The organism is Streptomyces albus subsp. albus, assembly GCF_000719865.1.
GTDB classification, from domain to species: Bacteria; Actinomycetota; Actinomycetes; order Streptomycetales; family Streptomycetaceae; genus Streptomyces; species Streptomyces albus_E.
The window spans coordinates 230,042-252,681 of the sequence record NZ_JOID01000003.1 but is presented as its reverse complement, the minus strand read 5'-3'; the positions used below and the strand labels follow the sequence as shown (position 1 = coordinate 252,681).

20 protein-coding genes and 1 pseudogene are annotated in these 22,640 nt (G+C 72.3%); 8 read left to right on the top strand and 13 right to left on the bottom strand.

What is annotated here, in order from left to right:
- The first annotated feature begins 148 nt into the window (after positions 1–148).
- The 5 genes from IF83_RS0104635 to IF83_RS0104615 all read left to right on the top strand — a co-directional run bounded on the left by IF83_RS0104635 (position 149) and on the right by IF83_RS0104615 (position 4,516).
- Entirely contained in the window at positions 149–886 is a 738-nt protein-coding gene (locus IF83_RS0104635) for a 2-oxo-4-hydroxy-4-carboxy-5-ureidoimidazoline decarboxylase (protein ID WP_078843162.1), read from the top strand.
- Between the two features lie 220 nt (positions 887–1,106).
- Complete coding sequence (sdhC, locus tag IF83_RS0104630) at positions 1,107–1,487, top strand: succinate dehydrogenase, cytochrome b556 subunit (RefSeq protein ID WP_030542716.1); 381 nt, start codon at positions 1,107–1,109, stop codon at positions 1,485–1,487.
- A gap of 5 nt (positions 1,488–1,492) precedes the next feature.
- Positions 1,493–1,969 (top strand): succinate dehydrogenase hydrophobic membrane anchor subunit, encoded by a 477-nt coding sequence (locus tag IF83_RS0104625; protein ID WP_030542715.1) that lies wholly within the window; start codon positions 1,493–1,495, stop codon positions 1,967–1,969.
- A 19-nt stretch (positions 1,970–1,988) separates the two neighbouring features.
- Positions 1,989–3,743, top strand: coding sequence for a succinate dehydrogenase flavoprotein subunit (gene sdhA / locus IF83_RS0104620; protein WP_030542714.1), 1,755 nt, complete (start codon positions 1,989–1,991; stop codon positions 3,741–3,743).
- On the top strand, positions 3,743–4,516 hold the full coding sequence (locus IF83_RS0104615; protein WP_030542713.1) for a succinate dehydrogenase iron-sulfur subunit: 774 nt from the start codon (positions 3,743–3,745) through the stop codon (positions 4,514–4,516). Before sdhA ends, IF83_RS0104615 begins: the two co-directional genes overlap by 1 nt.
- A 159-nt stretch (positions 4,517–4,675) precedes the next feature.
- Here IF83_RS0104615 and IF83_RS0104610 read toward each other — a convergent pair whose 3' ends face one another.
- From IF83_RS0104610 to IF83_RS0104600, 3 genes are all read right to left on the bottom strand, one after another.
- Positions 4,676–6,235: an ABC transporter substrate-binding protein gene (locus tag IF83_RS0104610; RefSeq protein ID WP_030542712.1), complete on the bottom strand. Its 1,560-nt coding sequence runs from the start codon at positions 6,233–6,235 to the stop codon at positions 4,676–4,678.
- Positions 6,236–6,450: 215 nt separating this feature from the next.
- On the bottom strand, positions 6,451–7,896 hold the full coding sequence (locus IF83_RS0104605; RefSeq protein ID WP_030542711.1) for a metallophosphoesterase: 1,446 nt from the start codon (positions 7,894–7,896) through the stop codon (positions 6,451–6,453).
- A complete protein-coding gene (locus IF83_RS0104600) occupies positions 7,893–8,153 on the bottom strand; it encodes an SCO4848 family membrane protein (protein WP_030542710.1) in 261 nt (86 codons plus the stop codon). Before IF83_RS0104600 ends, IF83_RS0104605 begins: the two co-directional genes overlap by 4 nt.
- Positions 8,154–8,454: 301 nt before the next feature.
- On the opposite strand from IF83_RS0104600, the gene IF83_RS0104595 reads away from it, so the two are divergent.
- On the top strand, positions 8,455–9,912 hold the full coding sequence (locus IF83_RS0104595; RefSeq protein WP_394297299.1) for a D-alanyl-D-alanine carboxypeptidase family protein: 1,458 nt from the start codon (positions 8,455–8,457) through the stop codon (positions 9,910–9,912).
- A gap of 181 nt (positions 9,913–10,093) precedes the next feature.
- On the opposite strand, the pseudogene IF83_RS29855 reads toward IF83_RS0104595, so the two are convergent.
- The 3 genes and pseudogenes from IF83_RS29855 to trpS all read right to left on the bottom strand — a co-directional run.
- Positions 10,094–10,867 (bottom strand): annotated as a pseudogene (locus tag IF83_RS29855) (YihY/virulence factor BrkB family protein); the annotation flags it as partial.
- Between the two features lie 247 nt (positions 10,868–11,114).
- Complete coding sequence (locus tag IF83_RS0104585; RefSeq protein ID WP_030542707.1) at positions 11,115–11,705, bottom strand: 2'-5' RNA ligase family protein; 591 nt, start codon at positions 11,703–11,705, stop codon at positions 11,115–11,117.
- Between the two features lie 57 nt (positions 11,706–11,762).
- The gene (gene trpS, locus IF83_RS0104580; protein WP_030542706.1) at positions 11,763–12,776 is read right to left on the bottom strand and encodes a tryptophan--tRNA ligase; all 1,014 of its coding nucleotides are present in this window, start codon (positions 12,774–12,776) and stop codon (positions 11,763–11,765) included.
- A gap of 133 nt (positions 12,777–12,909) precedes the next feature.
- On the opposite strand from trpS, the gene rocD reads away from it, so the two are divergent.
- Positions 12,910–14,121: an ornithine--oxo-acid transaminase gene (rocD, locus tag IF83_RS0104575; protein ID WP_030542705.1), complete on the top strand. Its 1,212-nt coding sequence runs from the start codon at positions 12,910–12,912 to the stop codon at positions 14,119–14,121.
- A gap of 107 nt (positions 14,122–14,228) precedes the next feature.
- On the opposite strand, the gene pdxR is transcribed toward rocD, so the two are convergent.
- The 6 genes from pdxR to IF83_RS0104545 all read right to left on the bottom strand — a co-directional run bounded on the left by pdxR (position 14,229) and on the right by IF83_RS0104545 (position 20,538).
- Entirely contained in the window at positions 14,229–15,740 is a 1,512-nt protein-coding gene (pdxR, locus tag IF83_RS0104570) for a MocR-like pyridoxine biosynthesis transcription factor PdxR (RefSeq protein ID WP_030542704.1), read from the bottom strand.
- A 297-nt stretch (positions 15,741–16,037) separates the two neighbouring features.
- Positions 16,038–16,880, bottom strand: a complete 843-nt coding sequence (locus tag IF83_RS0104565; protein ID WP_078843159.1) for an IclR family transcriptional regulator domain-containing protein — start codon at positions 16,878–16,880, stop codon at positions 16,038–16,040.
- Positions 16,881–17,041: 161 nt separating this feature from the next.
- Positions 17,042–17,917: an ABC transporter ATP-binding protein gene (locus tag IF83_RS0104560; protein WP_051722452.1), complete on the bottom strand. Its 876-nt coding sequence runs from the start codon at positions 17,915–17,917 to the stop codon at positions 17,042–17,044.
- Positions 17,918–17,972: 55 nt separating this feature from the next.
- Entirely contained in the window at positions 17,973–18,755 is a 783-nt protein-coding gene (locus tag IF83_RS0104555; RefSeq protein ID WP_030542701.1) for an ABC transporter permease, read from the bottom strand.
- Positions 18,752–19,570 carry an ABC transporter permease gene (locus IF83_RS0104550; protein WP_051722451.1) on the bottom strand — a complete coding sequence of 273 codons (819 nt, stop codon included), beginning with the start codon at positions 19,568–19,570 and terminating at the stop codon, positions 18,752–18,754. The genes IF83_RS0104555 and IF83_RS0104550 overlap by 4 nt, the downstream gene beginning before the upstream one ends.
- On the bottom strand, positions 19,567–20,538 hold the full coding sequence (locus IF83_RS0104545) for an ABC transporter substrate-binding protein (RefSeq protein ID WP_030542699.1): 972 nt from the start codon (positions 20,536–20,538) through the stop codon (positions 19,567–19,569). Before IF83_RS0104545 ends, IF83_RS0104550 begins: the two co-directional genes overlap by 4 nt.
- Before the next feature lie 395 nt (positions 20,539–20,933).
- Between IF83_RS0104545 and IF83_RS0104540 the strand changes: the two genes are divergently transcribed.
- Entirely contained in the window at positions 20,934–21,377 is a 444-nt protein-coding gene (locus IF83_RS0104540; protein WP_051722468.1) for a carboxymuconolactone decarboxylase family protein, read from the top strand.
- A 157-nt stretch (positions 21,378–21,534) separates the two neighbouring features.
- Here IF83_RS0104540 and IF83_RS0104535 read toward each other — a convergent pair whose 3' ends face one another.
- Entirely contained in the window at positions 21,535–22,524 is a 990-nt protein-coding gene (locus IF83_RS0104535; protein ID WP_030542697.1) for a malate dehydrogenase, read from the bottom strand.
- Positions 22,525–22,640: the final 116 nt, after the last annotated feature.

Sequence of the window (22,640 nt, the reverse complement as noted above, 5' to 3'; positions counted from 1 at the left end):
GCGCGGCTCCCCGCCGGGCGGACCGGCGGATCCGGGGAACGCGCAGGTCACGCGGGTGGCGGCGGCCGGCGGGAACCGCTGCGCCGGGCGGCCATCAACACTCCGTCAAAAACCCTCCCCCGGTGGGTGAAATTCGCGCATCTGTGGCATGGCGGCCTTCATCGCCCGCTACGGTTGCCCCCTCGCCACATCGCGCCACCTCGCGCCACCCGGCCCACCGCGCGGGTGCGCGCACCGCGCCATCTGCCGCACCTCACCTCCCCCGGGCCCTGCCAGGGGGCTCCCAGAGGAGTCCACCGTCTCCGGCCTCGACCACTTCAACGCCCAGCCGCCCGAAGCCGCGGAAGAAGCACTGACGGCCTGCTGCGGCAGCCGCCGCTGGGCCCGCAGACTCATCCGCCACCGGCCGTACCCGGACGTCGCCGCGCTGCTGGCGGCCGCCGACGAGGCGAGCTACGACCTCACCGCGGCCGATCTCGCCGAGGCCCTGGCCCGGGAGTCCGCGCCGGGACTGTCCGGCCTGCCCGGGCTGCCGGGACTGCCGCTGCCGCGCTCCCGGTCCCGCTCCGGCGAGGAGAGGCAGCCCGCCCTGGCCGGGCCGCGCGACGCCTGCGGCGGCAGCGGGCAGCCGGGCGCCGTTCCGGCCCGGCGGCCGGGCGCCCTGGCGGCGCACACCGCGCTGCGCGCCGCCCACGCCGCGTACGAGAGCCGCTTCGGCCACGCCTTCGTGATCTGCCTGGACGGGGTGGACCCGGCCGAGTCGCTGGACCATGTGCTGGCCGGCCTCCGCACCCGGCTCGGCCACGAGCCGGAGAAGGAGCGGGTCGTGGTGGCGGAGGAGCTGCGCCGGCTGAGCCGCGGGCGGCTCGCCCGGCTGATGGCCTGACCGGTTCGCCCGCTCGCCCGGCGGGGTCCGGCCCGCCGCGGAGCGGTCCCGCCGGGCCGCCGGTAGCCCGTACGTGCCTGTTTGATCACACCTGAGGCCCCCCGGGGGAGTGATCAGGTCAGGCGTGGCTACGATGGCCGGGGCCGGTGGACCGTACCCGGCCGGGCCATACCGACACCCGAGCCGGCAGGCCCCAGTCCCGCTTCCGGAGGGTAAGTTCGTGCCGGCTGGAACGCTTTACCGCGGCCGGGAAGGCATGTGGAGCTGGGTGGCTCACCGAGTCACCGGCGTCCTCATCTTCTTCTTCCTGTTCGTCCATGTGCTCGACACGTCTCTCGTCCGCGTCTCCCCCGAGGCGTACGACGACGTGGTCGCGACCTACAAGACTCCCCTCGTCGCCCTGATGGAATACGGCCTCGTCGCCGCCATCCTCTTCCACGCGCTGAACGGCCTGCGGGTCGTCGCGGTGGACTTCTGGTCCAAGGGCACCAAGTACCAGAGGCAGATGCTCTGGGCGGTCATGGCCATCTGGATCGTGCTGATGGCCGGGGCCCTGTACCCCGTCCTCGGCCACGCCGCGAGCGAAGTCTTCGGGAGCTGAGCACCATGGCAACCACTGAGAGCTCGTCCGTCGAGCTGACCGGCAGCAGCGCCGGGTACGGCCCCGAGAACCCGGCTCCGGTCATCGAGCCGCCGCGGGCCCGCACCAAGAAGACCCCGAAGGCGTCCCGGACCAACTTCGAGATGCACGGCTGGCTGTTCATGCGGCTGTCCGGCATCGTGCTGACCGTCCTCGTCATCGGCCACCTCCTGCTCCAGCTCGTGCTGGACGGCGGCGTGCAGAAGATCAACTTCGCTTTCGTCGCCGGCCGCTGGGCGTCGCCGTTCTGGCAGGTCTGGGATCTGACCATGCTGTGGCTGGCCATGCTGCACGGCGCCAACGGCCTGCGGACGATCATCAACGACTACGCCGAGCGGGACACCACGCGCTTCTGGCTGAAGATGCTGCTGTGGACCGCCACGGTGTTCACCGTTCTGCTGGGCACGCTGGTGATCTTCACCTTCGACCCGAACATCCGCTAGAGCCGGGGCTGACGAGACCATGAAGATCCACAAGTACGACACCGTCATCGTCGGCGCCGGTGGCGCGGGCATGCGCGCGGCCATCGAGTCGACCAAGCGCAGCCGGACCGCGGTCCTGACGAAGCTGTACCCGACCCGCTCCCACACCGGCGCCGCCCAGGGCGGCATGGCCGCCGCCCTCGCGAACGTCGAGGAGGACAACTGGGAGTGGCACACCTTCGACACGATCAAGGGCGGTGACTACCTGGTCGACCAGGACGCCGCCGAGATCCTGGCGAAGGAGGCCATCGACGCGGTCCTCGACCTGGAGAAGATGGGCCTGCCGTTCAACCGGACGCCGGGCGGCACCATCGACCAGCGCCGCTTCGGCGGCCACAGCCGCAACCACGGCGAGGCGCCGGTCCGCCGGTCCTGCTACGCCGCGGACCGCACCGGCCACATGATCCTCCAGACGCTGTACCAGAACTGCGTCAAGGAGGGCGTGGAGTTCTTCAACGAGTTCTACGTCCTGGACCTCCTCCTCAACGAGACGGACGGGGTCAAGCGCACCGCGGGCGTCGTCGCCTACGAGCTGGCCACCGGCGAGATCCACGTCTTCCAGGCGAAGGCCGTGATCTTCGCCTCCGGCGGCACCGGCAAGTTCTTCAAGGTGACCTCCAACGCCCACACCCTCACCGGTGACGGCCAGGCCGCCGCGTTCCGCCGCGGACTGCCGCTGGAGGACATGGAGTTCTTCCAGTTCCACCCGACGGGCATCTGGCGGATGGGCATCCTGCTCACCGAGGGCGCGCGCGGCGAGGGCGGCATCCTCCGCAACAAGGACGGCGAGCGCTTCATGGAGAAGTACGCGCCCGTCATGAAGGACCTCGCCTCGCGCGACGTCGTCTCCCGCTCGATCTACACCGAGATCCGCGAGGGACGCGGCTGCGGCCCCGAGGGCGACCACGTCTACCTGGACCTGACGCACCTGCCGCCGGAGCAGCTGGACGCCAAGCTGCCCGACATCACCGAGTTCGCGCGGACGTACCTCGGCATCGAGCCCTACACGGACCCGATCCCGATCCAGCCGACCGCGCACTACGCGATGGGCGGCATCCCGACCAACGTCCAGGGCGAGGTGCTGGCGGACAACACCACCGTCGTGCCGGGCCTGTACGCGGCCGGCGAGGTCGCCTGCGTCTCGGTGCACGGCGCCAACCGGCTGGGCACCAACTCGCTGCTCGACATCAACGTGTTCGGGCGCCGGGCCGGCATCGCCGCCGCCGAGTACGCCGCGGAGCACGACTACGTCGAGCTGCCGGAGGACCCGGCCGCCCAGGTCGTGGGCCAGGTGGAGCGGATGCGGAGCGCCACGGGCACCGAGCGGGTCACCGAGATCCGCAAGGCGCTGCAGGAGACCATGGACACCAACGTCATGGTCTTCCGCACCGAGCAGACGCTGAAGACGGCGGTCGAGGAGATCGGCGCGCTGCGCGAGCGCTACCTCAACGTGTCCGTGCAGGACAAGGGCCAGCGGTTCAACACGGATCTGCTGGAGGCCCTGGAGCTGGGCAACCTGCTCGATCTGGCCGAGGTGACGGCCGTGTCCGCGCTGGCCCGCAAGGAGTCCCGCGGCGGTCACTACCGCGAGGACTTCCCCAACCGCGACGACGTCAACTTCATGCGGCACACCATGGCGTACCGCGAGGTGGGCGAGGACGGCACCGAGTCGATCCGGCTCGACTACAAGCCGGTCGTCACGACCCGCTACCAGCCGATGGAGCGTAAGTACTGATGAGCACCGCAACGCTCGACAAGCACGAGCCCCAGGACGCCCCGGCTTCCGCCACGGCCGCGGACCTGATCACCGTGACCTTCCGGATCCGCCGGTTCAACCCGGAGGTGGCGGCCGAGGCGAGCTGGGAGGACTTCCGGTTCGACATCGACCCGAAGGAGCGGGTGCTCGACGCCCTCCACAAGATCAAGTGGGAGCTCGACGGGACGCTGACCTTCCGGCGCTCCTGCGCGCACGGCATCTGCGGCTCTGACGCGATGCGCATCAACGGCCGCAACCGGCTGGCGTGCAAGACGCTGATCAAGGACATGAACCCGGAGAAGCCGATCACGGTCGAGCCCATCAAGGGCCTGACGGTCCTGAAGGACCTCGTGGTCGACATGGAGCCGTTCTTCCAGGCGTACCGCGACATCATGCCGTTCCTCATCACCAAGGGGAACGAGCCGACGCGCGAGCGGCTGCAGAGCGCCGAGGACCGCGAACGGTTCGACGACACCACCAAGTGCATCCTGTGCGCCGCGTGCACGTCGTCCTGCCCGGTGTTCTGGAACGACGGGCAGTACTTCGGCCCGCAGGCGATCGTGGGCGCGCACCGCTTCATCTTCGACTCGCGCGACGAGGGCGGTGAGCAGCGGCTGGAGATCCTCAACTCCAAGGAGGGCGTCTGGCGCTGCCGCACCACCTTCAACTGCACCGAGTCGTGCCCGCGCGGCATCGAGATCACCAAGGCCATCCAGGAGGTCAAGCGGGCGCTGATCACGCGCCGCTTCTGAGCCGCCCGGCCGCCCGGTTCCCCGGGCGGCCCCCGGCTCACGGCAGACGCCACACCGGGCCCGGTCCGTACGTGCGAGACGTACGGACCGGGCCCGGTGGCCGTGCGGGGTCCCGGTGGCGTGCGGGGTCCCGGTGGCGTGCGGGCCCCGGTGCCGGGCTCAGATCCTGCTCAGCTCCCAGAGCCGCCAGGCACCGCTGCCGTCCGACAGGTACTGGTAGCCGGCGATGCCGTCCGTGCTGAGCACGTAGTCCTTCCGCTCCCAGAGCGGGATCAGCGGCACGTCCTCGGCGACGATGTCCTGGATCCGCGTGAAGTCGCGGGCGGCCTCCCGGCGGTCGACGGTGCGCTGAGTGGCGCGGATGAGCCGGTCGACGCGGCTGTCGCGGTAGGCGTTGTGGAAGGCGGAGCCGGAGCCGACGACCGGGGTCACGAAGGTCTCCGGGTCGGGGAAGTCGGCGACCCAGCCGATGCAGTAGGCGTCGTACTTGCCCGCGGCGAAGCCCTTCTGGAACTGGTCCCACTCGTGCCGGGTGACCTTGACGTCGAAGAGCCCGGTGTCCTCCAGCTGGTCGCGGAGCAGCTCGGCCTCGGCGTCCGTGGCGGACCCCTGGGAGTAGGCGATGCGGAAGGTCACCGGGGTCTCGACGCCGGCCTCCTCCAGCAGCGCGCGGGCCCGGTCCGGGTCGGGCCGGGGGTCGTTCTCGAAGTACGAGGTGGTGTGGCCGTTGACCCCGGTCGGGATGAGCGAGTACAGCGGCGTGACGGTGCGGTCGTGGACGTCCCGCGCCAGGGCCTGCCGGTCGATGACGGCGGCGACCGCCTGCCGTACGGCGGGCTCGTTCAGCGGGGCGTTCTCACGGAGGTTGAACACCAGCGAGCGGGTGGCGTACGCGGTGTTCTCCTCGATGTTGACGTTGCGGGCCGTGGACTCCATCACGGAGGTCAGGGCCTTGGGCGGCAGCCCGCGCCCGGCGACGTCGATCTCCCGCTTGTCCCAGGCTTCCTCGAGCTCGTCCGGGCTGTCGTAGTAGCGGATGGTGACCCGGTTGCCGAGGCTCGCGAGGGCGCCCCGGTAGCCGGTGTTGGGCACCAGCCGGGCCTCCCGGCCCTCCGAGTAGGCCTCGATGCGGTACGGGCCGGAGCCATTGGCGTCGCCGTCCTCGCGCAGCCGGTCCTTCTCGTACGTGGCGGGGTCGACGATCGCGCCGGCACCTGTCGCGATCTTGAACGGGAAGGTGGCGTCGGGGGTCTTCAGGAAGAAGGTGACGGTGTTGTCCCGGGCCTTCACGGAACCCAGGGTCTCCAGCAGCGGCCCCGGGCCCTGCGGGCTGTCGATGCGGCGGATGCGGTCGAAGGAGAACTTCACCGCCTCGGCCGTCAGCTTGTTGCCGTTGGCGAACTCCAGGTCGGAGCGGAGTTCGCAGGTGTACTGCATCAGGTCGGCGCCGGTGAACTCGCAGCTGCGGGCGGCGTCGGGGACGGGCTCCTCCTGGCCGCGCTCGAAGGTCAGCAGCGACTGGTAGAGGTTGGAGTAGACCGCCCAGGAGCCGGCGTCGTAGGCGCCGGCGGGATCGAGGGTGGAGACCGTGTCCGTGGTCCCCACGAGGATCGGTTTTCCGCCCTTCTCATAGGCCTCCAGCACACGGATGCCGATCACACCCAGCGTCACCGATATCGCGACGATGATCGCGACGACCCGGAACTGGAACCACTCCACGGAAGCCCTCCCACAGCACACCTGCTCCACCGGCGGAAGGGCGCACCGCACCCCTCCCCCCAACCGGTGATCTGCATCACTTAAACACAGGGTGCAGTCGGCGCATAGCCGTATGCGCGCAAGCGTTTTCCGGCCGTGCGGGCAGATCAAACCCGACAGTCATTTTTGATCAAATTCGATCATCGACGGTCCGGTTCGATCAGTTGATGCGCTCATCAGGCGTCTGGTGAGGCCAGAGTGACCACAGTGATGTCGGATTCGGCGCCCACCCGCACCGGCGGACCCCACGCGCCCGCCCCGCGCGTCACATACAGCTGGGTGTCGCCGTAGCGTTCCAGCCCCGCGACGGTCGGGTTGGCGAGGGCCGCGAGGTACTCGCCCGGCCACAGCTGGCCGCCGTGGGTGTGCCCGGAGAGCTGAAGGCCGACGCCGTACTCGACCGCCTCGTCGATCACCACCGGCTGGTGCGCGAGGAGCACCGAGGCCCGCGCCGGATCCCGGCCGCCCAGCGCCCGCCCGAAGTCGGGGCCCTCCCCCGCCGCGCCCTCGCGCTCCGCCGCCGGGTCGTTGACCCCGGCGAGATCGAAGCCGGGCAGCTCCACCCGCGCGTTCTCCAGCGGATGGACTCCCAGATCGCGCACGAAGTCCACCCACTGCGCGGCCCCGGAGAAGTACTCGTGGTTGCCGGTGACGAAGAACGAGCCGTCCCTCGACCGGAGGCCGGCCAACGGTTCGGCGGCCCGGCCCAGGTCGGCGACGTCGCCGTCGACGAGATCCCCCACGATCGCCACCAGATCCGGCTGCGTCCGGTTGATCGTCTCCACGATCCGCCGGGTGTGCGCGCGGCCGAGGACCGGCCCGATGTGGATGTCGCTGACCACGGCTATCCGGTAACCGTGCGCGGAGCGCGGCAGCTTGGTGAGCGGGACCGTGACCCGCTTGACCGACGGGCCGTCCAGCACGCCCAGGGTGCCGTACCCGACCGTCCCCAGCGCGGCCGCCGAGGCGGCGACGGCCACGGTACGGGCCACGAACAGCCGCCGGCCGGGGCCGGGCGGAGCCGGTGTGCCGGACGCGGCGGGGCCGGCCTCGGGGGCCGGTTCAGGGGCCGGTTCGGGGGCCCCCGCCGGGGCGTGTCCGGAGCCGCCGGACCGCCGCGAGGACTCGGCCGGGCCCGCGGGACCGGCCGGGCCCGACGTCTCCGCCGCACCGGCCGGGGCCGTGACGGAGACCGCCTCCGAGACGGCCTCCGGGACGGTCTCCGCCGCCGTGACCGGCTGCTCACCGGCGGCGGGCCGGTCCGCCGTCTCCCGGGTCCCTTCCCGGGTCCGTTCCCGCGACCGGTCACGGGAGCCGAGCAGACGGTGGAGCAGCGGCCGCACCGCCTCGCCCACCAGCAGGGCCAGCGTCAGGTAGAGCACCACGGCCAGCCACAGAAAGCCCGGCCAGGCCAGCGCCCGCTCGACGGCGAAGGGCGCGCCGGCCCGGCCGCTCATCAGCGCGGCGAACGTGGTGAGGGGCAGCAGCACGGCCGCCGCCGTGCCGATCCGCCGCCCGGTACCGCCCGGAGCCGTCGTGTCGCGGACGATCCGCCGCCACAGGTACCAGTGCACGCCCCCGAAGAGGCCGAGGATCACCAGCAGTACGAGAAGGAAGGTCACGCCCGGCTCCCCGTGCCCGGGACGGCGCGCCAGGCGCGCACACCGCGCAGCCCGATCAGGCCGATCGCGGTGCCCAGCAGGAACGAGGTCACGGCGAGCAGCAGGTGCACCCAGAAGTACGCGGTCGGCTCACCGGCGTCGTCGAAGGCCAGTCCGCTGCCGTTCCCCCAGAGGTTCCGGGCGAAGGTGATCCAGATGAACCAGCTCCACACGCCGAAGGCCAGCAGGAACCAGGAGGCCCTGCGGCCGAGCACCATCGGACGGGGAGTAGCGGGTGGGGAGTCCACGGCAGAACGCGACATGTGTTCCAGTATCACCGGCCACCCGGTGTGCCCTCCGCCCGGGGCGGCGGGGTCCCGCGCGGCGCGGCGCCGGCCCGGCGGATTCCCGCGCGACGACCTGGCACGTGGCGCAACTCGGCCACCGCGGTGTGCGGCCACCCCGGGGCGGGACGCCGGGCCAAGGAGCACACACCCCCACCGGCGGATCACCGGCACATGGCGCAACTCGGCCACCGCGGTGTGCCGTTGGCGGGCGGTACACGGTACTTTCACGGTCGTGCCTGCTTTCGTACCGGCTGTACCCGCCCGCCGCCCCGCCGCGCTGTCACGCCGCCCCATATCGGCCGTCGTGGCCGCCCTGCTGCTGCTCCCGCTGTCCGCCGGGCCCGCGCTCGCGGCGGACGGGGACGAGGGGAAGACGAAGGAGCCGAAGCCGCCCGCGCGGATGTCCGAGATCGGCGGCGAACGGCTCGGCCGCCCGGGCACGCAGGCGCACACCGGCCCCGGGGTGCCCGCGCTCCCGGAGAAGCTCACCGCCCGCTCCTGGATCGTCGCCGACGCGGAGTCCGGTGACGTGCTGGCCGCGCACAACGCGCACTGGAAGCTGCCGCCCGCGAGCACTCTCAAGATGCTCTTCGCGGACACCCTGCTGCCGAAGTTCGACAAGAAGCAGGAGCACAAGGTGCTCCGCGCCGAACTGGAGGGCATGGGCGCGGGCAGCAGCGCCGTCGGCGTCAAGGAGAACCTCACCTACACGGTGCGCGATCTGTGGCTCGGTGTCTTCCTGCGCTCCGGCAACGACGCGGTGCGCGTGCTGGCCCACAAGAACGGCGGCATCGAGAAGACCGTCCAGGAGATGCAGGCACGGGCCGAGGAACTGGGCGCCCTGGACACCACCGTCGTCAGCCCCGACGGCTACGACGCCCCGCACCAGGTCAGCAGTGCCTACGATCTGACGCTCATCGCCCGCTCGGGGCTGCAGAACGCCGACTTCCGCGAGTACTGCTCGACGGTGAGCGCCGACTTCCCCGGCAAGTGGGTGAAGGACAAGAAGACCAAGAAGAAGAAGCGCGAGACCTTCGCGATCCAGAACACCGACCGGCTGCTCACCGGCGACTACGACCTCAGCCCGTACAAGGGCGTCGCCGGGGTCAAGAACGGCTACACCTCGAAGGCCGGCTGGACGTTCACCGGGGTCGCGCAGCGCGGTGAGCGGGTGCTGCTCGTCACCGTGATGAATCCGTCCTCCAAGGAGCACAACGCGGTCTACAAGGAGACCGCGAAGCTCTTCGACTGGGGTTTCGAGGCCGCCGGGAAGGCCGAGCCCGTGGGCACGCTGGTGCCGCCGCGCGGCGCCGAGCCCACCGCCCCGGCGGGAACGGGCGAGGCGGGCGGCGCCGAGGGAACGCGGGCGGAGGACCCCGCGCAGGCAGGGGCCGCCGCGGGGCAGGGGCCCGGCGGCTCGGGCGGCCTGGGCACGGTGCTGGGCCTCATGGGCGCGCTGCTGGTGGTGCTGGCCGGGGCGGGGCTGCTGGTCCATCGCCGCTGGCCGCTGCCGGAGCAGGCACGGAGCGGTCCGGAGAGGACCCCGGGCGCTCCGGGAGCCGCCCGGCGGACCCGGACGCCGTGGAAGCCGGGGACGCTGTGGAGGCCGGGGAATCCGGGGCAGCCGGGGAAGTCCCGGAGTCCTGAGCCGTCCCCGGAGCCGGGGAAGCCGGAGGAGCCGCAGGGCTGAGCCCTGTCGCGGAGGCCGTCGCGCCGACGGGCGTCCGCACGCCGGCGGCAGCGCGAGGGCTCTCCGCGGCGGCCGCCCCGGTGCCGTCCCGCGGTCCGGTCCCGCCGTCCGTGCGGTCCCCTGCGGGGCGGTCCCCGTCCGTGCGGTCCCCGGCGGGGCGGGGGAGTTCCGTCGCCGTCCAGGCGGCGCAGTAAAGCAGCAGCCGGGCCATCAGGCTGATCCAGAGCAGCAGGGCGACCGGTACCCCGAAGGCGCCGTACATGCTTTTGCCGGCCACGCCCTGCAGATAGCCGCTCAGCAGCAGCTTCAGCAGTTCGAAGCCGACCGCGCCGATCAGTCCGGCGAAGATCACGGCGCGGCGTTCGGGGTGTACCCGCGGCAGCCTGGTCAGCAGATACGCGAGGATCAGGAAGTCCGCAACGATCCCGATGCCGAGTCCCGCGAGGAAGAGCAGCACGCTGCCCACGCCGCCCTCGTCGAGCCCGAGCCGGCCGGCGGCCCAGCCGACGGCGCTGCTCGCGAAGGCCGAGCCGGCCATGGCGCACAGCCCGGTCACCGCCAGGCCGAGGAGCACCGCGATGTCCTTGAGCCGGAGGACCACCGGATTGCCGGGGTCCTCCTCCTTCCGCCAGACGGCACGCAGGCACTCGCGGAGCGAGCCCACCCAGCGGGTCCCGACCACGAGCAGCACGCTGCCGGAGATGAGTCCGACGGTGCCGGCGTTCGACACCAGCCCGGGCAGGTCGAGCCGCTCGGCGGAGAGCGGCACCTGCTCGGCCAGCTGCCGCTGCAGTTCGCGCACCTGGGCCGGGCCGAGGAGCGAGGCGGTGATCGAGGCGCCCAGGCTGATCAGCGGGAAGATCGCGACGAAGCTGAAGAAGGTGATGGCGGCCGCGAGGCGGTCCCAGTGCACCGCGTCGAGCCGCTGATAGGCGCGCCCGGCGTGCGTCAGCATCAGCCGGGCGGCGGCGGGGCCCACCACGGGGAGTCTCTTCAGCCAGTCCATGGCGGTCGTCTACCCTCTCCGGCCGCGGGTCGCGCACCGGGAGCGCGGGGAAAACGGAAGGGTGCGTTTCCCGGGCGCCCGGGGGGCTCAGCGCTCCCCCGGGCGCGGGCGGCGCTTCCGGGCCCCGGGACCGGCCCCGTCCCCGGGGTCCTCGGGCGGGGGGTCCTCGGGCGGGGGGTCCTCGGACGGGGAGTCCTCAGGGGCGCGGAAAGGAGGCGGCTGCCGCGCCGGCCGGCGAGGGGCGTGCGGGCCGGCCGGGGGCCGTGGCGTCCTGGCCGAAGGGGTACTCGCTCAGCATCCTCCACTGCCCGTCCGCGCCCTGCTCGTAGAGGGCGAAGCCGGAGGCGAGCCAGGCGGCGGTGTAGTCGGCGAGCTCGACCAGGGCCCGGTCCATGGCCGTGTCGGCGATGCCGTGGGCGACGGTCACATGCGGGTGGTACGGGAACTGGAGCTCCCGCTCCACGGGGCCGGAGCGCACCAGGTCCTGGAGCTCCGCGCACTCCCGCATGCCCTCCGCCAGCTGGACGTAGACCACGGGCGAGACCGGCCGGAAGCTGCCGGTGCCCTCCAGCCGCATCGGGAAGGGACGGCCCCCGGCCGCCACCTCGGCGAGGTGGCGGCGGAAGTCCGGCAGCACGGAGGCGTCGACCTCGGTGGGCGGGAGCAGGGTGACGTGGGTCGGGATGTGGTGCGCGGCGGTGTCCCCGAAGCCCGCGCGCCGCTCCTGGAGCTGGCTGCCGTACGGCTCCGGGACCGCGATCGAAACGCCGAGCGTTGCGGTCCCCACGTCGTTCTCCTCTGCTGGTGTCGTTGTCCCGGACGTACCGGCCCCCTCGGGCTGCGCTCAGTGCTTGGCGGCCAGGAAGCCGACGCGCTCGTAGACCTGCGCGAGCGTCTCGGCCGCCACGGCGCGCGCCTTCTCCGCACCTTTGGCCAGGATTGAGTCCAGCGTCTCCGGATCGTCCAGATATTCCCGGGTCCGGTCGCGGAAGGGGGTCGCCCACTCCGTGTACACCTCGGCCAGGTCGGTCTTGAGCGCACCGTAGCCCTTGCCCTCGTACCGCTGTTCCAGTTCGGCCACGGTGGCGCCGGTGAGCGCGGCGTAGATCGTGAGCAAGTTGCTGACGCCGGGCTTGTTCTCCTCGTCGTAGCGGATCACGGTGTCGGTGTCGGTGACCGCGCTCTTGATCTTCTTCGCGGAGGTCTTGGGCTCGTCCAGCAGATTGATGATGCCCTTGGGGGTGGAGGAGGACTTGCTCATCTTGATCGCCGGGTCCTGGAGGTCGGTGATCCGGGCGGTCTCCGGGACGATGAAGGCGTCGGGGACCTTGAACGTCTCGCCGTAGCGGCCGTTGAAGCGCTCGGCGAGGACCCGGGTCAGCTCCAGGTGCTGCCGCTGGTCGCCGCCGACGGGGACGGCGTCCGACTGGTAGAGCAGGATGTCGGCGGCCATGAGGACCGGGTAGGTGAAGAGGCCGACGGTCGTCCGGTCGGTGCCCTGCTTCACGGACTTGTCCTTGAACTGCGTCATCCGGGACGCCTCGCCGAAGCCCGTCAGGCAGTTGAGGACCCAGCCGAGCTGCGCATGCTCGGGGACGTGGCTCTGGATGAAGACCGTGCAGCGCTCCGGGTCGAGGCCGGCGGCGAGCAGCTGCGCCGCGGCGACGCGGGAGTCGGCGCGCAGGGCCTCCGGGTCCTGCACGACGGTCAGCGCGTGGAGGTCCACCACCATGTAGAAGGCGTCGTGGGTGTCCTGCTGGGCCACCCACTGGCGGACCGCGCCCAGGTAGTTCCCGAGGTGGAACGAGCCGGAGGTGGGCTGGATTCCGGAGAGCACACGAGGTCGATCAGAGGCCATGTGCCCATTGTCTCAGGTGTGCGGGGGCTCCCGGCCCCCCGATCCGGAAGCGGTTCGCGGGGGTTGTTCCGCGCGGTGCCCGATCGGCGGTAGAAAGAGTTCACATATCCCCCGGGCCGCCGAAGGAGACGCCGTGACAGCGCCTACGGAACGCAGCATCGCCGCCGCAGAGGCCCACAGCGCGCGGAATTACCACCCGCTGCCCGTCGTCGTGGCCTCCGCCGAGGGGGCGTGGGTGACGGATGTCGAGGGGCGGCGGTATCTCGACATGCTGGCCGGTTACTCGGCGCTGAACTTCGGCCACCGGCATCCGCGTCTGATCGCCGCGGCCCGCGAGCAGCTGGACCGGGTCACCCTCACCTCACGCGCCTTCCACCACGACCGGTTCGGCGACTTCTGCGAGCGGCTGGCGGAGCTGTGCGGCATGGACATGGTGCTGCCGATGAACACGGGCGCGGAGGCGGTCGAGACGGCCGTGAAGACGGCCCGCAAATGGGGCTACAAGGTCAAGGGCGTGCCCGACGGGCGGGCCAGGATCGTCGTCGCCGCGGACAACTTCCACGGCCGGACGACCACCATCGTCAGCTTCTCCACCGATCCGGAGGCCCGCGCCGACTACGGTCCGTACACCCCCGGCTTCGACATCGTCCCGTACGGCGACCTGGCCGCGCTGGAGGCGGCGGTCGGCGAGGACACCGTCGCGGTGCTGCTGGAGCCCATCCAGGGCGAGGCGGGGGTACTGGTGCCGCCGGAGGGCTATCTGGCGGGGGTGCGGCGGCTGACCCGGGAGCGGAACGTGCTGTTCGTCGCGGACGAGATCCAGTCCGGGCTGGGGCGCACCGGCCGCACCTTCGCCTGCGAGCACGAGGGCGTCGTCCCGGACGTGTACCTGCTGGGGAAGGCGCTGGGCGGCGGGGTGGTGCCGGTGTCGGCCGTGGTGTCCTCGCGGGAGGTGCTGGGGGTGTTCCGGCCGGGCGAGCACGGCTCGACGTTCGGCGGCAATCCGCTGGCCTGCGCGGTCGCCCTGGAGGTCATCGAGCTGCTGCGGACCGGCGAGTACCAGCGGCGCGCGGCGGAGCTGGGCGCGCATCTGCACCGGGAGCTGGAGGCGATGGCCGGAGAGGGCCTCGTCGAGGCGGTACGGGGCCGCGGGCTGTGGGCCGGTGTGGACATCGCCCCGCGGAACGGCACGGGCCGGCAGCTCTCGGAGCGGCTGCTGGCGGCCGGGGTGCTGGTGAAGGACACCCACGGGGCCACAGTCCGGCTCGCGCCGCCGCTGATGATCTCCAAGGAGGACCTGGACTGGGGGCTGGAACGGCTCCGGGGCGAACTGCGGGCTGTCTGAGGGGTTCGGGGTCTCGGCCGGGGCCGGTCGGAGTGCCGGCCGGGGTCGGCTGGGTCCGGTCGGGCTCCGGCCCGGGGCGGCCGGGGCGCTGGGGCACCCCCGCCGGTTCAGGGCGCGGGGGGCAGTACGCGGCACAGGGCGTCCACGGCGGCCGTGAAGGCGTGGTCCGGCGGGGTGCCGTAGCCGACCACGAGGCCGTCCGGGCCGGAGGTCCCGGTGCCGGGGCCCGCGCCGTCGGGGCCCGGGTCCGTACCGGCGGAGTCCGGGTCCGTACCGGCGGAGCCCGGGCCCGCGCCCTCCGGGCCGGGGTCGTGGCGGTAGCGGCCGAGGCCCTCCAGGGCCAGGCCCTCCCAGGCGGCCGCCCGCAGCACCGCCTCCTCGGTGCCGGGCGGCAGTTCGAGCACGGCGTGCAGACCGGCCGCGATGCCGGTGACGGGAATGTGCGGGGCCCGTTCGGCGAGGGCCGCGACGAGCCGGTCGCGGCGGCGCCGGTAGCGCAGCCGCATGGACCGCAGATGGCGGTCGTAGCCGCCGCCGGTGATGAACTCGGCCAGGGTCAGCTGGTCGGGGGTGCCGGTCATCTCCTCGGCGGGGTTCTTGGCGGCCAGGACCTCGCCGACCATGTGCTGCGGCAGCGCCATCCAGGCCAGCCGCAGCCCCGGTGCGAGGCTCTTGCTCGCCGTGCCGAGGTGGACGACCCGTTCGGGGTCGAGCCCTTGCAGCGCCCCGACGGGCTGGCGGTCGTAGCGGAACTCGCCGTCGTAGTCGTCCTCCAGGACGAGGCCGCCGGTGCGGCGGGCCCAGTCGACGACGGCGGACCGGCGCTCCGGTGACAGTGGCATACCGGTGGGGAAGTGGTGGGCGGGGGTGAGCAGGACGGCGCGGACCTCCGGCCGGTGTTCCAGCTCCCCGACCCGGGTGCCCTGGCCGTCCTTCGGCAGCGGTACGGTGCGCAGCCCCTCGCCGCGGATCAGCGACCAGTGGAAGTCGAGCCCGTAGGAGTCGACGGCCATGGCCTCCGCGCCCATCGACTTCAGCGCGCGGCTGAGCAGCATCAGGCCCTGCACGAATCCGGCGCAGATGACGATGCGTTCGGGCGCGGTGCGCACGCCGCGGGCCCGGGCGAGGTAGTGGGCCAAGGCGTGCCGCAGCTCGGGCCGGCCGGCCGGGTCGCCGTAGCCGAAGGCGTCGGCGGGGGCCGCGGCGAGGGCGCGGCGGGCGGCGGTGAGCCAGGCGGCGCGCGGGAAGGCGGAGAGGTCGGGCGAGCCGGGCAGCAGATTGTGCACCCGGCGGCGCGGCGCCCGGGCGGCCGGTACGGAACGGCCCGCGGGCGGCGGTACGGGGTCGGCCCGCAGGGCGACGCGGGTGCCGGAGCCCTGCCGGGCGGTGAGCCAGCCCTCGGCGACGAGTTCGCCGTAGGCGTCGGCGACGGTGTTGCGGGCGAGGCCGAGGTCGGCGGCGAGGGAGCGGGAGGACGGCAGCCGGGTGCCGGGGGCGAGCCGGCCGCTGCGCACGGCCTCGCGCAGGGCGGCGCCGAGCGCCTCGCGGATCCCGGCGGTGCCGCGGCCGGGGAGGTCCAGATGCAGATCGGATCCGGTGGCGGCGCGGGATTCCTCCATGCCCACGGACCCTACCGGGGCGCACCCGGCGGCGCGGCCCGGCACAAGTGGGACTGTTCTGTAGCGGGTTGGCGGCCGGCTGTTCCTCGAACGGGGCGGCGGTGCCCGCGGCGGTGCGGGGTTCTCCACGGCCATGGACCTGCCCGGGGCGGACCCGGGCGCCCGGGCGGCAGGCCCGGCTCAGCGCGGCTGTTCTTACGCGGGCCGGCCCGATGCCCGCGGCGGTGCGGGTCCTCCCGGGACCACGGGACCCATCGACGGGCGCGGCCCCGGGGCGCACCGGCGGCGCGGTCCGGCTCAGGTGCGGCTGTTCTTGTGCAGATCGGCCTCGATGCCCGCGGCGGTGTCCAGCAGGGCCGGCACCAGGTCCTGCCGGATCGACTCGGGGGTGGCCCGGCTGGCGTGGGTGGAGACGTTGACGGCCGCGACCACGCGCCCCTGCTCGTCGTGGACCGGCGCGGCGACCGAGATCAGGCCGAGCTCCAGCTCTTGGTCGACGATGCTCCAGCCCTGCTCCCGCACCGTCGCCAGCTCGGCCGCCAGCTCCTCCCGGGAGGTGATCGTCCGGGGGGTGAGCGGGGCGAGCCGGGCCCGCTCCAGGAACGCCTCCCGCTCGGCGGGCGGGAGACCCGCGAGCAGCACCCGTCCGAGGGAGGTGGCGTAGGCCGGGAAACGGGTGCCGATGCTGATGGACACGGTCATGATCCGGCGGGTGGGCACCCGGCTGACGTACACGATGTCCTCGCCGTCGAGGACGGCCGCCGAGGAGGACTCGCGCACGGCGGCGACGAGTTGTTCGAGGTGCGGCGCCGCCACATCGGCCAGCGAGAGGCTGGACAGATACGGGTAACCCAGGTCGAGGACCCGGGGGGTGAGCCGGAACAGCCGGCCGTCGGAGCGCACATAGCCCAGATCGGCCAGGGTCAGCAGGAAGCGGCGGGCCGCGGCCCGGCTGAGACCGGTGGCCTTGGCGACGTCCGTGAGGGTCAGTTCGGGGGTCTCGGCGCTGAACGTCCGGATCACGGCGAGGCCGCGTTCCAGCGACTGGACGAAGTGGGGGCCGCGCCCGCCGTCGGGGCCGCCGCCCGTGTCGCCGCCGGTGCCGCCGGCCGTGCCGCTGCCCGTACCGCTGTCCGTCATCGTTCTCCTTGCCCCCGTTGACCTGCGCGAATCACGCCCAGATCCCGGGCGGACGCCAGGACTCCGCGGATTCGGGTGTCAAGCAGGAGCCTCGCGCCGTCCTCGCACCGTCTTCGCGCCTTCCCCGGCCCGGCCGCCGGGCTCTCCGCCTTCCCCGGACGCTACGCCTTCTCCACCCGCTCCGGTTCCGCCCGCCGCTCCGCGTGCTCCGTACCGTCCGGCCGCTCCACGGCCTTCTCGGACGCCTTCCCCGCCGCCTTCTCCGGCGCGGCGCCGTTCTTGGCGCGCTGGATCTGCTCGTAGACGTGGGCGCGCAGTTCGCCGAAGCGGGCGCTGGAGCGGGTGTGGAGCTGGTCGCGCTCGTCTGGGAGGTCGATGACGAGCTCCTCCTGCACCACGGTGGGCGACTTGGAGAGGATGATCGTCTTCTGCCCGAGGTAGACGGCCTCGTCGATGTCGTGGGTGACGAACAGCACCGTCACGCCCAGCTCGTGCCAGAGCCGGCGGATGAGATCCTCCAGCTCGGCACGGGTCTGCGCGTCAACGGCCGCGAACGGCTCGTCCATCAGCAGCACTTGGGGCTCGTAGGCCACGGCACGGGCGATGGCGACACGCTGCTGCATCCCGCCGGAGAGCTGCCAGGGGTACGCGTCGCGGGCGTCGGCCAGGCCGACCAGCTCCAGCGCGCGGTCGACGAGTTCCTCGCGGCGCGCCTTGGACATCTTCTTGCGGCGCAGCGGCAGGCCCACGTTGTCGTGGACGTTCATCCAGGCGAAGAGGGAGCGGCCGTACTCCTGGAGGACGACGGCCATGCCCTCCGGCGGCCCGGTCACGGGCTCGCCCCGCAGCCGCACCTCGCCGCCGGTCGGGGTGAGCAGCCCGGCCATGCACTTGAGCAGGGTGGTCTTGCCGCAGCCGGACGGGCCGACGAGGCAGACGAGTTCGCCGGGCGCGATGTGGAAGGTCAGGTCGCGGACCGCCTCGACGGTGCGGCCGCGGGCGGTGTAGGTCTTGCGCAGACCTTGTACGTCGAGCATCGACGCCTCCTCGGTGGAAACGGGCCGGCCGGGGTGACGGTGGCGGTGCCGGTGGTCATGACGACCTCTGGGCCCGGCGCAGGCCGTGGTACCAGGCGAGGGCCCGGTTCTCCACGAGCCGGAAGAGCAGGGAGAGCAGGAAACCGAGGACGCCGAGGAGCAGGACGCCGCTCCACATCTCGGGGATGGCGAAGCCGCGCTGGAACTGCACGACGGTGAAGCCCAGGCCGTTGCTGGCGGCGAACATCTCGCTGATGACCATCAGGATGATCCCGATGGACAGCGCCTGCCGCATGCCGGTGACGATCTGCGGTCCGGCCCCGGGGAGCACGAAGTGCCGGAGCCGGGCGGCGCCGGTGATGCCGTAGGCGCGGCAGGTGTCGCTCAGCACCTCGTCGGCGGAGCGCACGCCCTCGACGGTGTTGAGCAGCACCGGCCAGAGGCAGCCGCTGGCGATGACCAGGATCTTCATGGTGTCGCCGATGCCCGCGAACAGCATGATCACGGGGACGAGGACGGGCGGCGGGATGGCCCGGAAGAGTTCCAGGACGGGTTCGAGGACGTCGCGCACGGCCTGCCGGGTGCCGATGAGCACGCCGAGCGCGATGCCGGCGGCGGAGGCGAGGAGGTAGCCCCCGGCGAGCCGGAGGAGGCTGGGCAGCACGTCGGTGGTGAGCCGCTCCCCGGTCCAGACGGTGCCGAAGGCGGCGAGGATGTCCCGCAGCGCGGGGAAGTAGAAGTCGGTACTGTCGGCCGTGGCGAACCACCAGACGGTGATGAGGGCGGCGGGCAGACCGAGGACGGTCAGGACCCGTTTGGCCACCGAGGAGATGGTCATGACGGCTCCTTCCCGCGGACCGACTGGTGCCAGAAGAGCGTGCGCCGTTCGACCGCGCGGGCCACGAGGTTGATCGCCACGCCGAGCAGTCCCGTGACGAGGACGAGGGCGTACACCTCGGGGACGGCGCCGGAGCTCTGCGCGACGGCGAGCCGCTTGCCCAGGCCCGGGGTGCCGATGATGAGTTCGGCGGTGACGGCGAGGACGAGCGCGACGGCCGCGGCCAGCCGCACCCCGGTCATGACGTAGGGCAGGGCGGTGGGCCACAGCACGTACCGGACGCGGCCCCAGCGGCCGAGCCGGTAGCTGTGCGCGGTGTCGTCGGCCACCGGGTCGACGTCGTGGACGCCGGCCAGCACCTGGACGAGCACCTGCCAGAAGGCGGCGTACACGACCAGCAGCAGGGTGGAGCGGAGGTCGGTGCCGTAGAGCAGCACGGCCACCGGGATGAGCGCGACGGACGGGATCGGCCGCAGGAACTCGATGGTGGAGGCCGTGACCGCGCGCAGCAGGGGTACGGAGCCGATGACGATGCCGAGCGCGACGCCGGCGGTGACGGCGATGGCCAGGCCGAGGGCCCAGCCGGTCAGGGTGTCGCCGAGCGCGGTCCAGAACGCCGGGTCGCCGAGCAGTCCGGTGAACGCGCCGAGGATGGAGGTGGTGGTGGGCAGGTAGTCGGGGGAGACGAGGCCGGTGAGCGGCAGCGCCTGGAGCAGCGCGGCCAGGCCGGCGAGTCCGGCGAGGCCGCGCAGCGCCGGGCCGAGGCGGCCGGGGACGGCCGTGCCCGTCTCCCCCGGCAGGGTGGTGGAGGTCATCGGAAGAGAGCGTCCAGATCGGGGGTCTTGGTGAACACGCCGTCCTTCCGGCCGAGTTCGGCCAGCTTCTCGATCGATTCGCGGTTGGTCCCGGTGGGCCAGCGCGGCAGCGTCAGGGACTCCGCCAGCTTGGCGTCGATCTTGGTGTAGCTGCCGAGGATCTCGCGGACCTCGTCCGGGTGTTCGTCGGCGTACCGCAGGGACTCGTTCATCGCCTCGGTGAACTTCTTCACCAGCTCCGGGTGCTCCCGGGCGGTCTTGTCGGAGGTGAAGTACGTGGCCACGGTCAGGTCGGGGGCGGCGTCGACGAAGCTGGAGGCGATGACGCGGGCGCCCTGGGCCTTGGCGATGGAGAGCGCGGGCTCGACCAGTAAGGCTGCCTCGACGCGGCCCTCGGAGAGCGCGGCGGGCATCTGGTCGAAGGCGAGCTCGGTGAACTCGATGTCCTTCGGATCGCCGCCGGCCTCGCGCACCGACTGGCGGACGGCGGTGTCGCTGATGTTCTTCAGCGTGTTGACGGCGACCTTCTTGCCGGCGAGGTCTTTCGCCGACTTGATCCCGCTGTCCTTCGCCACCGCCACGCCGCCGAAGTCGGCGCCGTCCTTGCCGGTGGAGGCCACGCCGTTGGCGACCGACTGGATCGGCACGCCCTGGGAGTGGGCAACCATCAGGGAGGTCACATTGGAGAAGCCGAACTGGAACTGGCCACTCACCACGCCGGGCACGATGACCGCGCCGCCCTGACCGCTCTCCAGCGTGAGTTCGATGCCCCGTTCCTTGAAGAAGCCCTTCTTCTCGCCCAGGTAGAGGGGGGCGACGTCGAGGATCGGGATGACGCCGACCTTCACCTGCGCGGTGCCGCCCTCCCCCGTCTCGGCGCCGCCGTCGGAGGATGCCGAGGAACCGCATCCGGCCAGCGCGACGGCGGTGGCCGCCGCGATGACGAGTCCGGAAAGCCGGTGGTGCATGAAGACTCCCGAGTGTGAGGACCGGTGATAGCCGGTGGTTCCGCCCCGAATGTCCGCGGGGAACATGCACCACGCGTTCGCTCTGTGCACGAATGTGCGGAAAGCGAAACGAACGTAGAGCGCTCGCCGGAGCACGTCAATGGCGCGCACAGCCATGGCCGAATGCCGCCGGGGCGGCCGGGTGTGCCGCCAACCTCCTTCGGGCGCACGGCGATTGGCCCGTACACAGACTGGTGAAATGGCCCATCCGTCTGCGCCACCCGCCCCGTAGCGTTCCTGTCATGACGAACACGACGACCGAGATCGAGACCAACACGGCAGCGGGGAACGGGACCGGCGCGGCCGGCACCGCGGGAAAAAGCGGCACTGCGGGGGACTCCCTCGGGGGACCCCGGATGAATCTGCCGAAGCTGGCCCCCGGGGTCTACCGGGCCATGGTGGCCCTCGACCGGGCCGCCAATGAGGGCGTGGACCCGGTGCTGGCGGAGCTCGTCAAGATCCGCGCCTCACAGCTCAACCACTGCGCCTTCTGCCTGGACATGCACACCAAGGACGCCCGCGCCGCCGGCGAGCGCGAGGACCGCATCTACCTGCTGAGCGCCTGGGAGGAGGCCACCGGCTACTACACGGAGCAGGAGCGGGCGGCGCTCGCCCTCACCGAGGCGGTCACCCTGCTGCCCGGCGGGGTCCCGGACGAGGTCTACGAGCGGGCCGCCGCGCAGTTCGACGAGCCCCAGCTCGCCCAGCTCATCGGGCTCATCCTCACCATCAACGCCTGGAACCGGATCGCCGTGACCACCCGGGCCCTGCCGGGCGTCTACCAGCCGGGCCGGCACTGAGAGTTCCGGCACTGGGCATCCCGGCACCGGGAGATCCGGCACTGCGAGTTCCGGCCGGTGCCGGAACCACGGCGGGCCGCCGCCGGTCGTGTCACGGACCGGGCGGCGGGCCGCCGGGAGATGCCGGGACCGGCCGGGGGCCGGTCCGGGGCGGGGATCAGAGCAGGCCGAGACCGCGCACCGCGTCGCGCTCCTCCGCCAGCTCCTGCACCGAGGCGTCGATGCGGGTGCGGGAGAACTCGTTGATGTCCAGGCCCTGGACGATCTTGTACTGGCCGCCCTCGCAGGTGACCGGGAAGGAGGAGATCAGGCCCTCCGGGACACCGTAGGAGCCGTCCGACGGGATGCCCATGGAGGTCCAGTCGCCCGCGGCGGTGCCGTTGACCCAGGTGTGGATGTGGTCGATGGCGGCGTTGGCGGCCGAGGCGGCCGAGGACGCGCCCCGGGCCTCGATGATCGCGGCACCGCGCTTGGCGACGGTCGGGATGAAGGTGTCGGCGAGCCAGGCCTCGTCGTTCACGACCTCGGCGGCGTTCTTGCCGGCGATCTCCGCGTGGAAGATGTCCGGGTACTGGGTGGCGGAGTGGTTGCCCCAGATCGTCAGCTTCGTGATGTCGGAGACGGCGGCGCCGGTCTTCGCCGCGAGCTGCGAGATGGCGCGGTTGTGGTCCAGGCGGGTCATCGCGGTGAAGCGCTCGGCCGGTACGTCCGGGGCCGCGGCCTGGGCGATGAGCGCGTTGGTGTTGGCCGGGTTGCCGACGACGAGGACCTTCACGTCGTCCGCCGCGTGGTCGTTGATCGCCTTGCCCTGCGGCTTGAAGATGCCGCCGTTGGCCTCCAGCAGGTCACCGCGCTCCATGCCCTTGGTGCGGGGGCGGGCGCCGACGAGGAGGCCGACGTTCGCACCGTCGAAGGCCACGTTCGGGTCGTCGGTGATCTCGATGCCGCGCAGCAGCGGGAAGGCGCAGTCGTCGAGCTCCATCGCGGTGCCCTCGGCGGCCTTGAGCCCCTGCGGGATCTCCAGGAGGCGCAGCTTGACCGGCACGTCCGCGCCGAGGAGGTGACCGGAGGCGATACGGAAGAGCAGCGCGTAGCCGATCTGCCCGGCCGCTCCGGTGACGGTGACATTGACGGGAGTGCGAGTCATGTGCGATCTCCTGCTGCGGGTCGTGGTGGGTGTCCCTGCCCCATGTGATCTACGGTCTTCCGCCCGGTTGTGCCCGGGAAAGCAAGGTACGGGAGACCGGCGCCAGGCTATCCGAC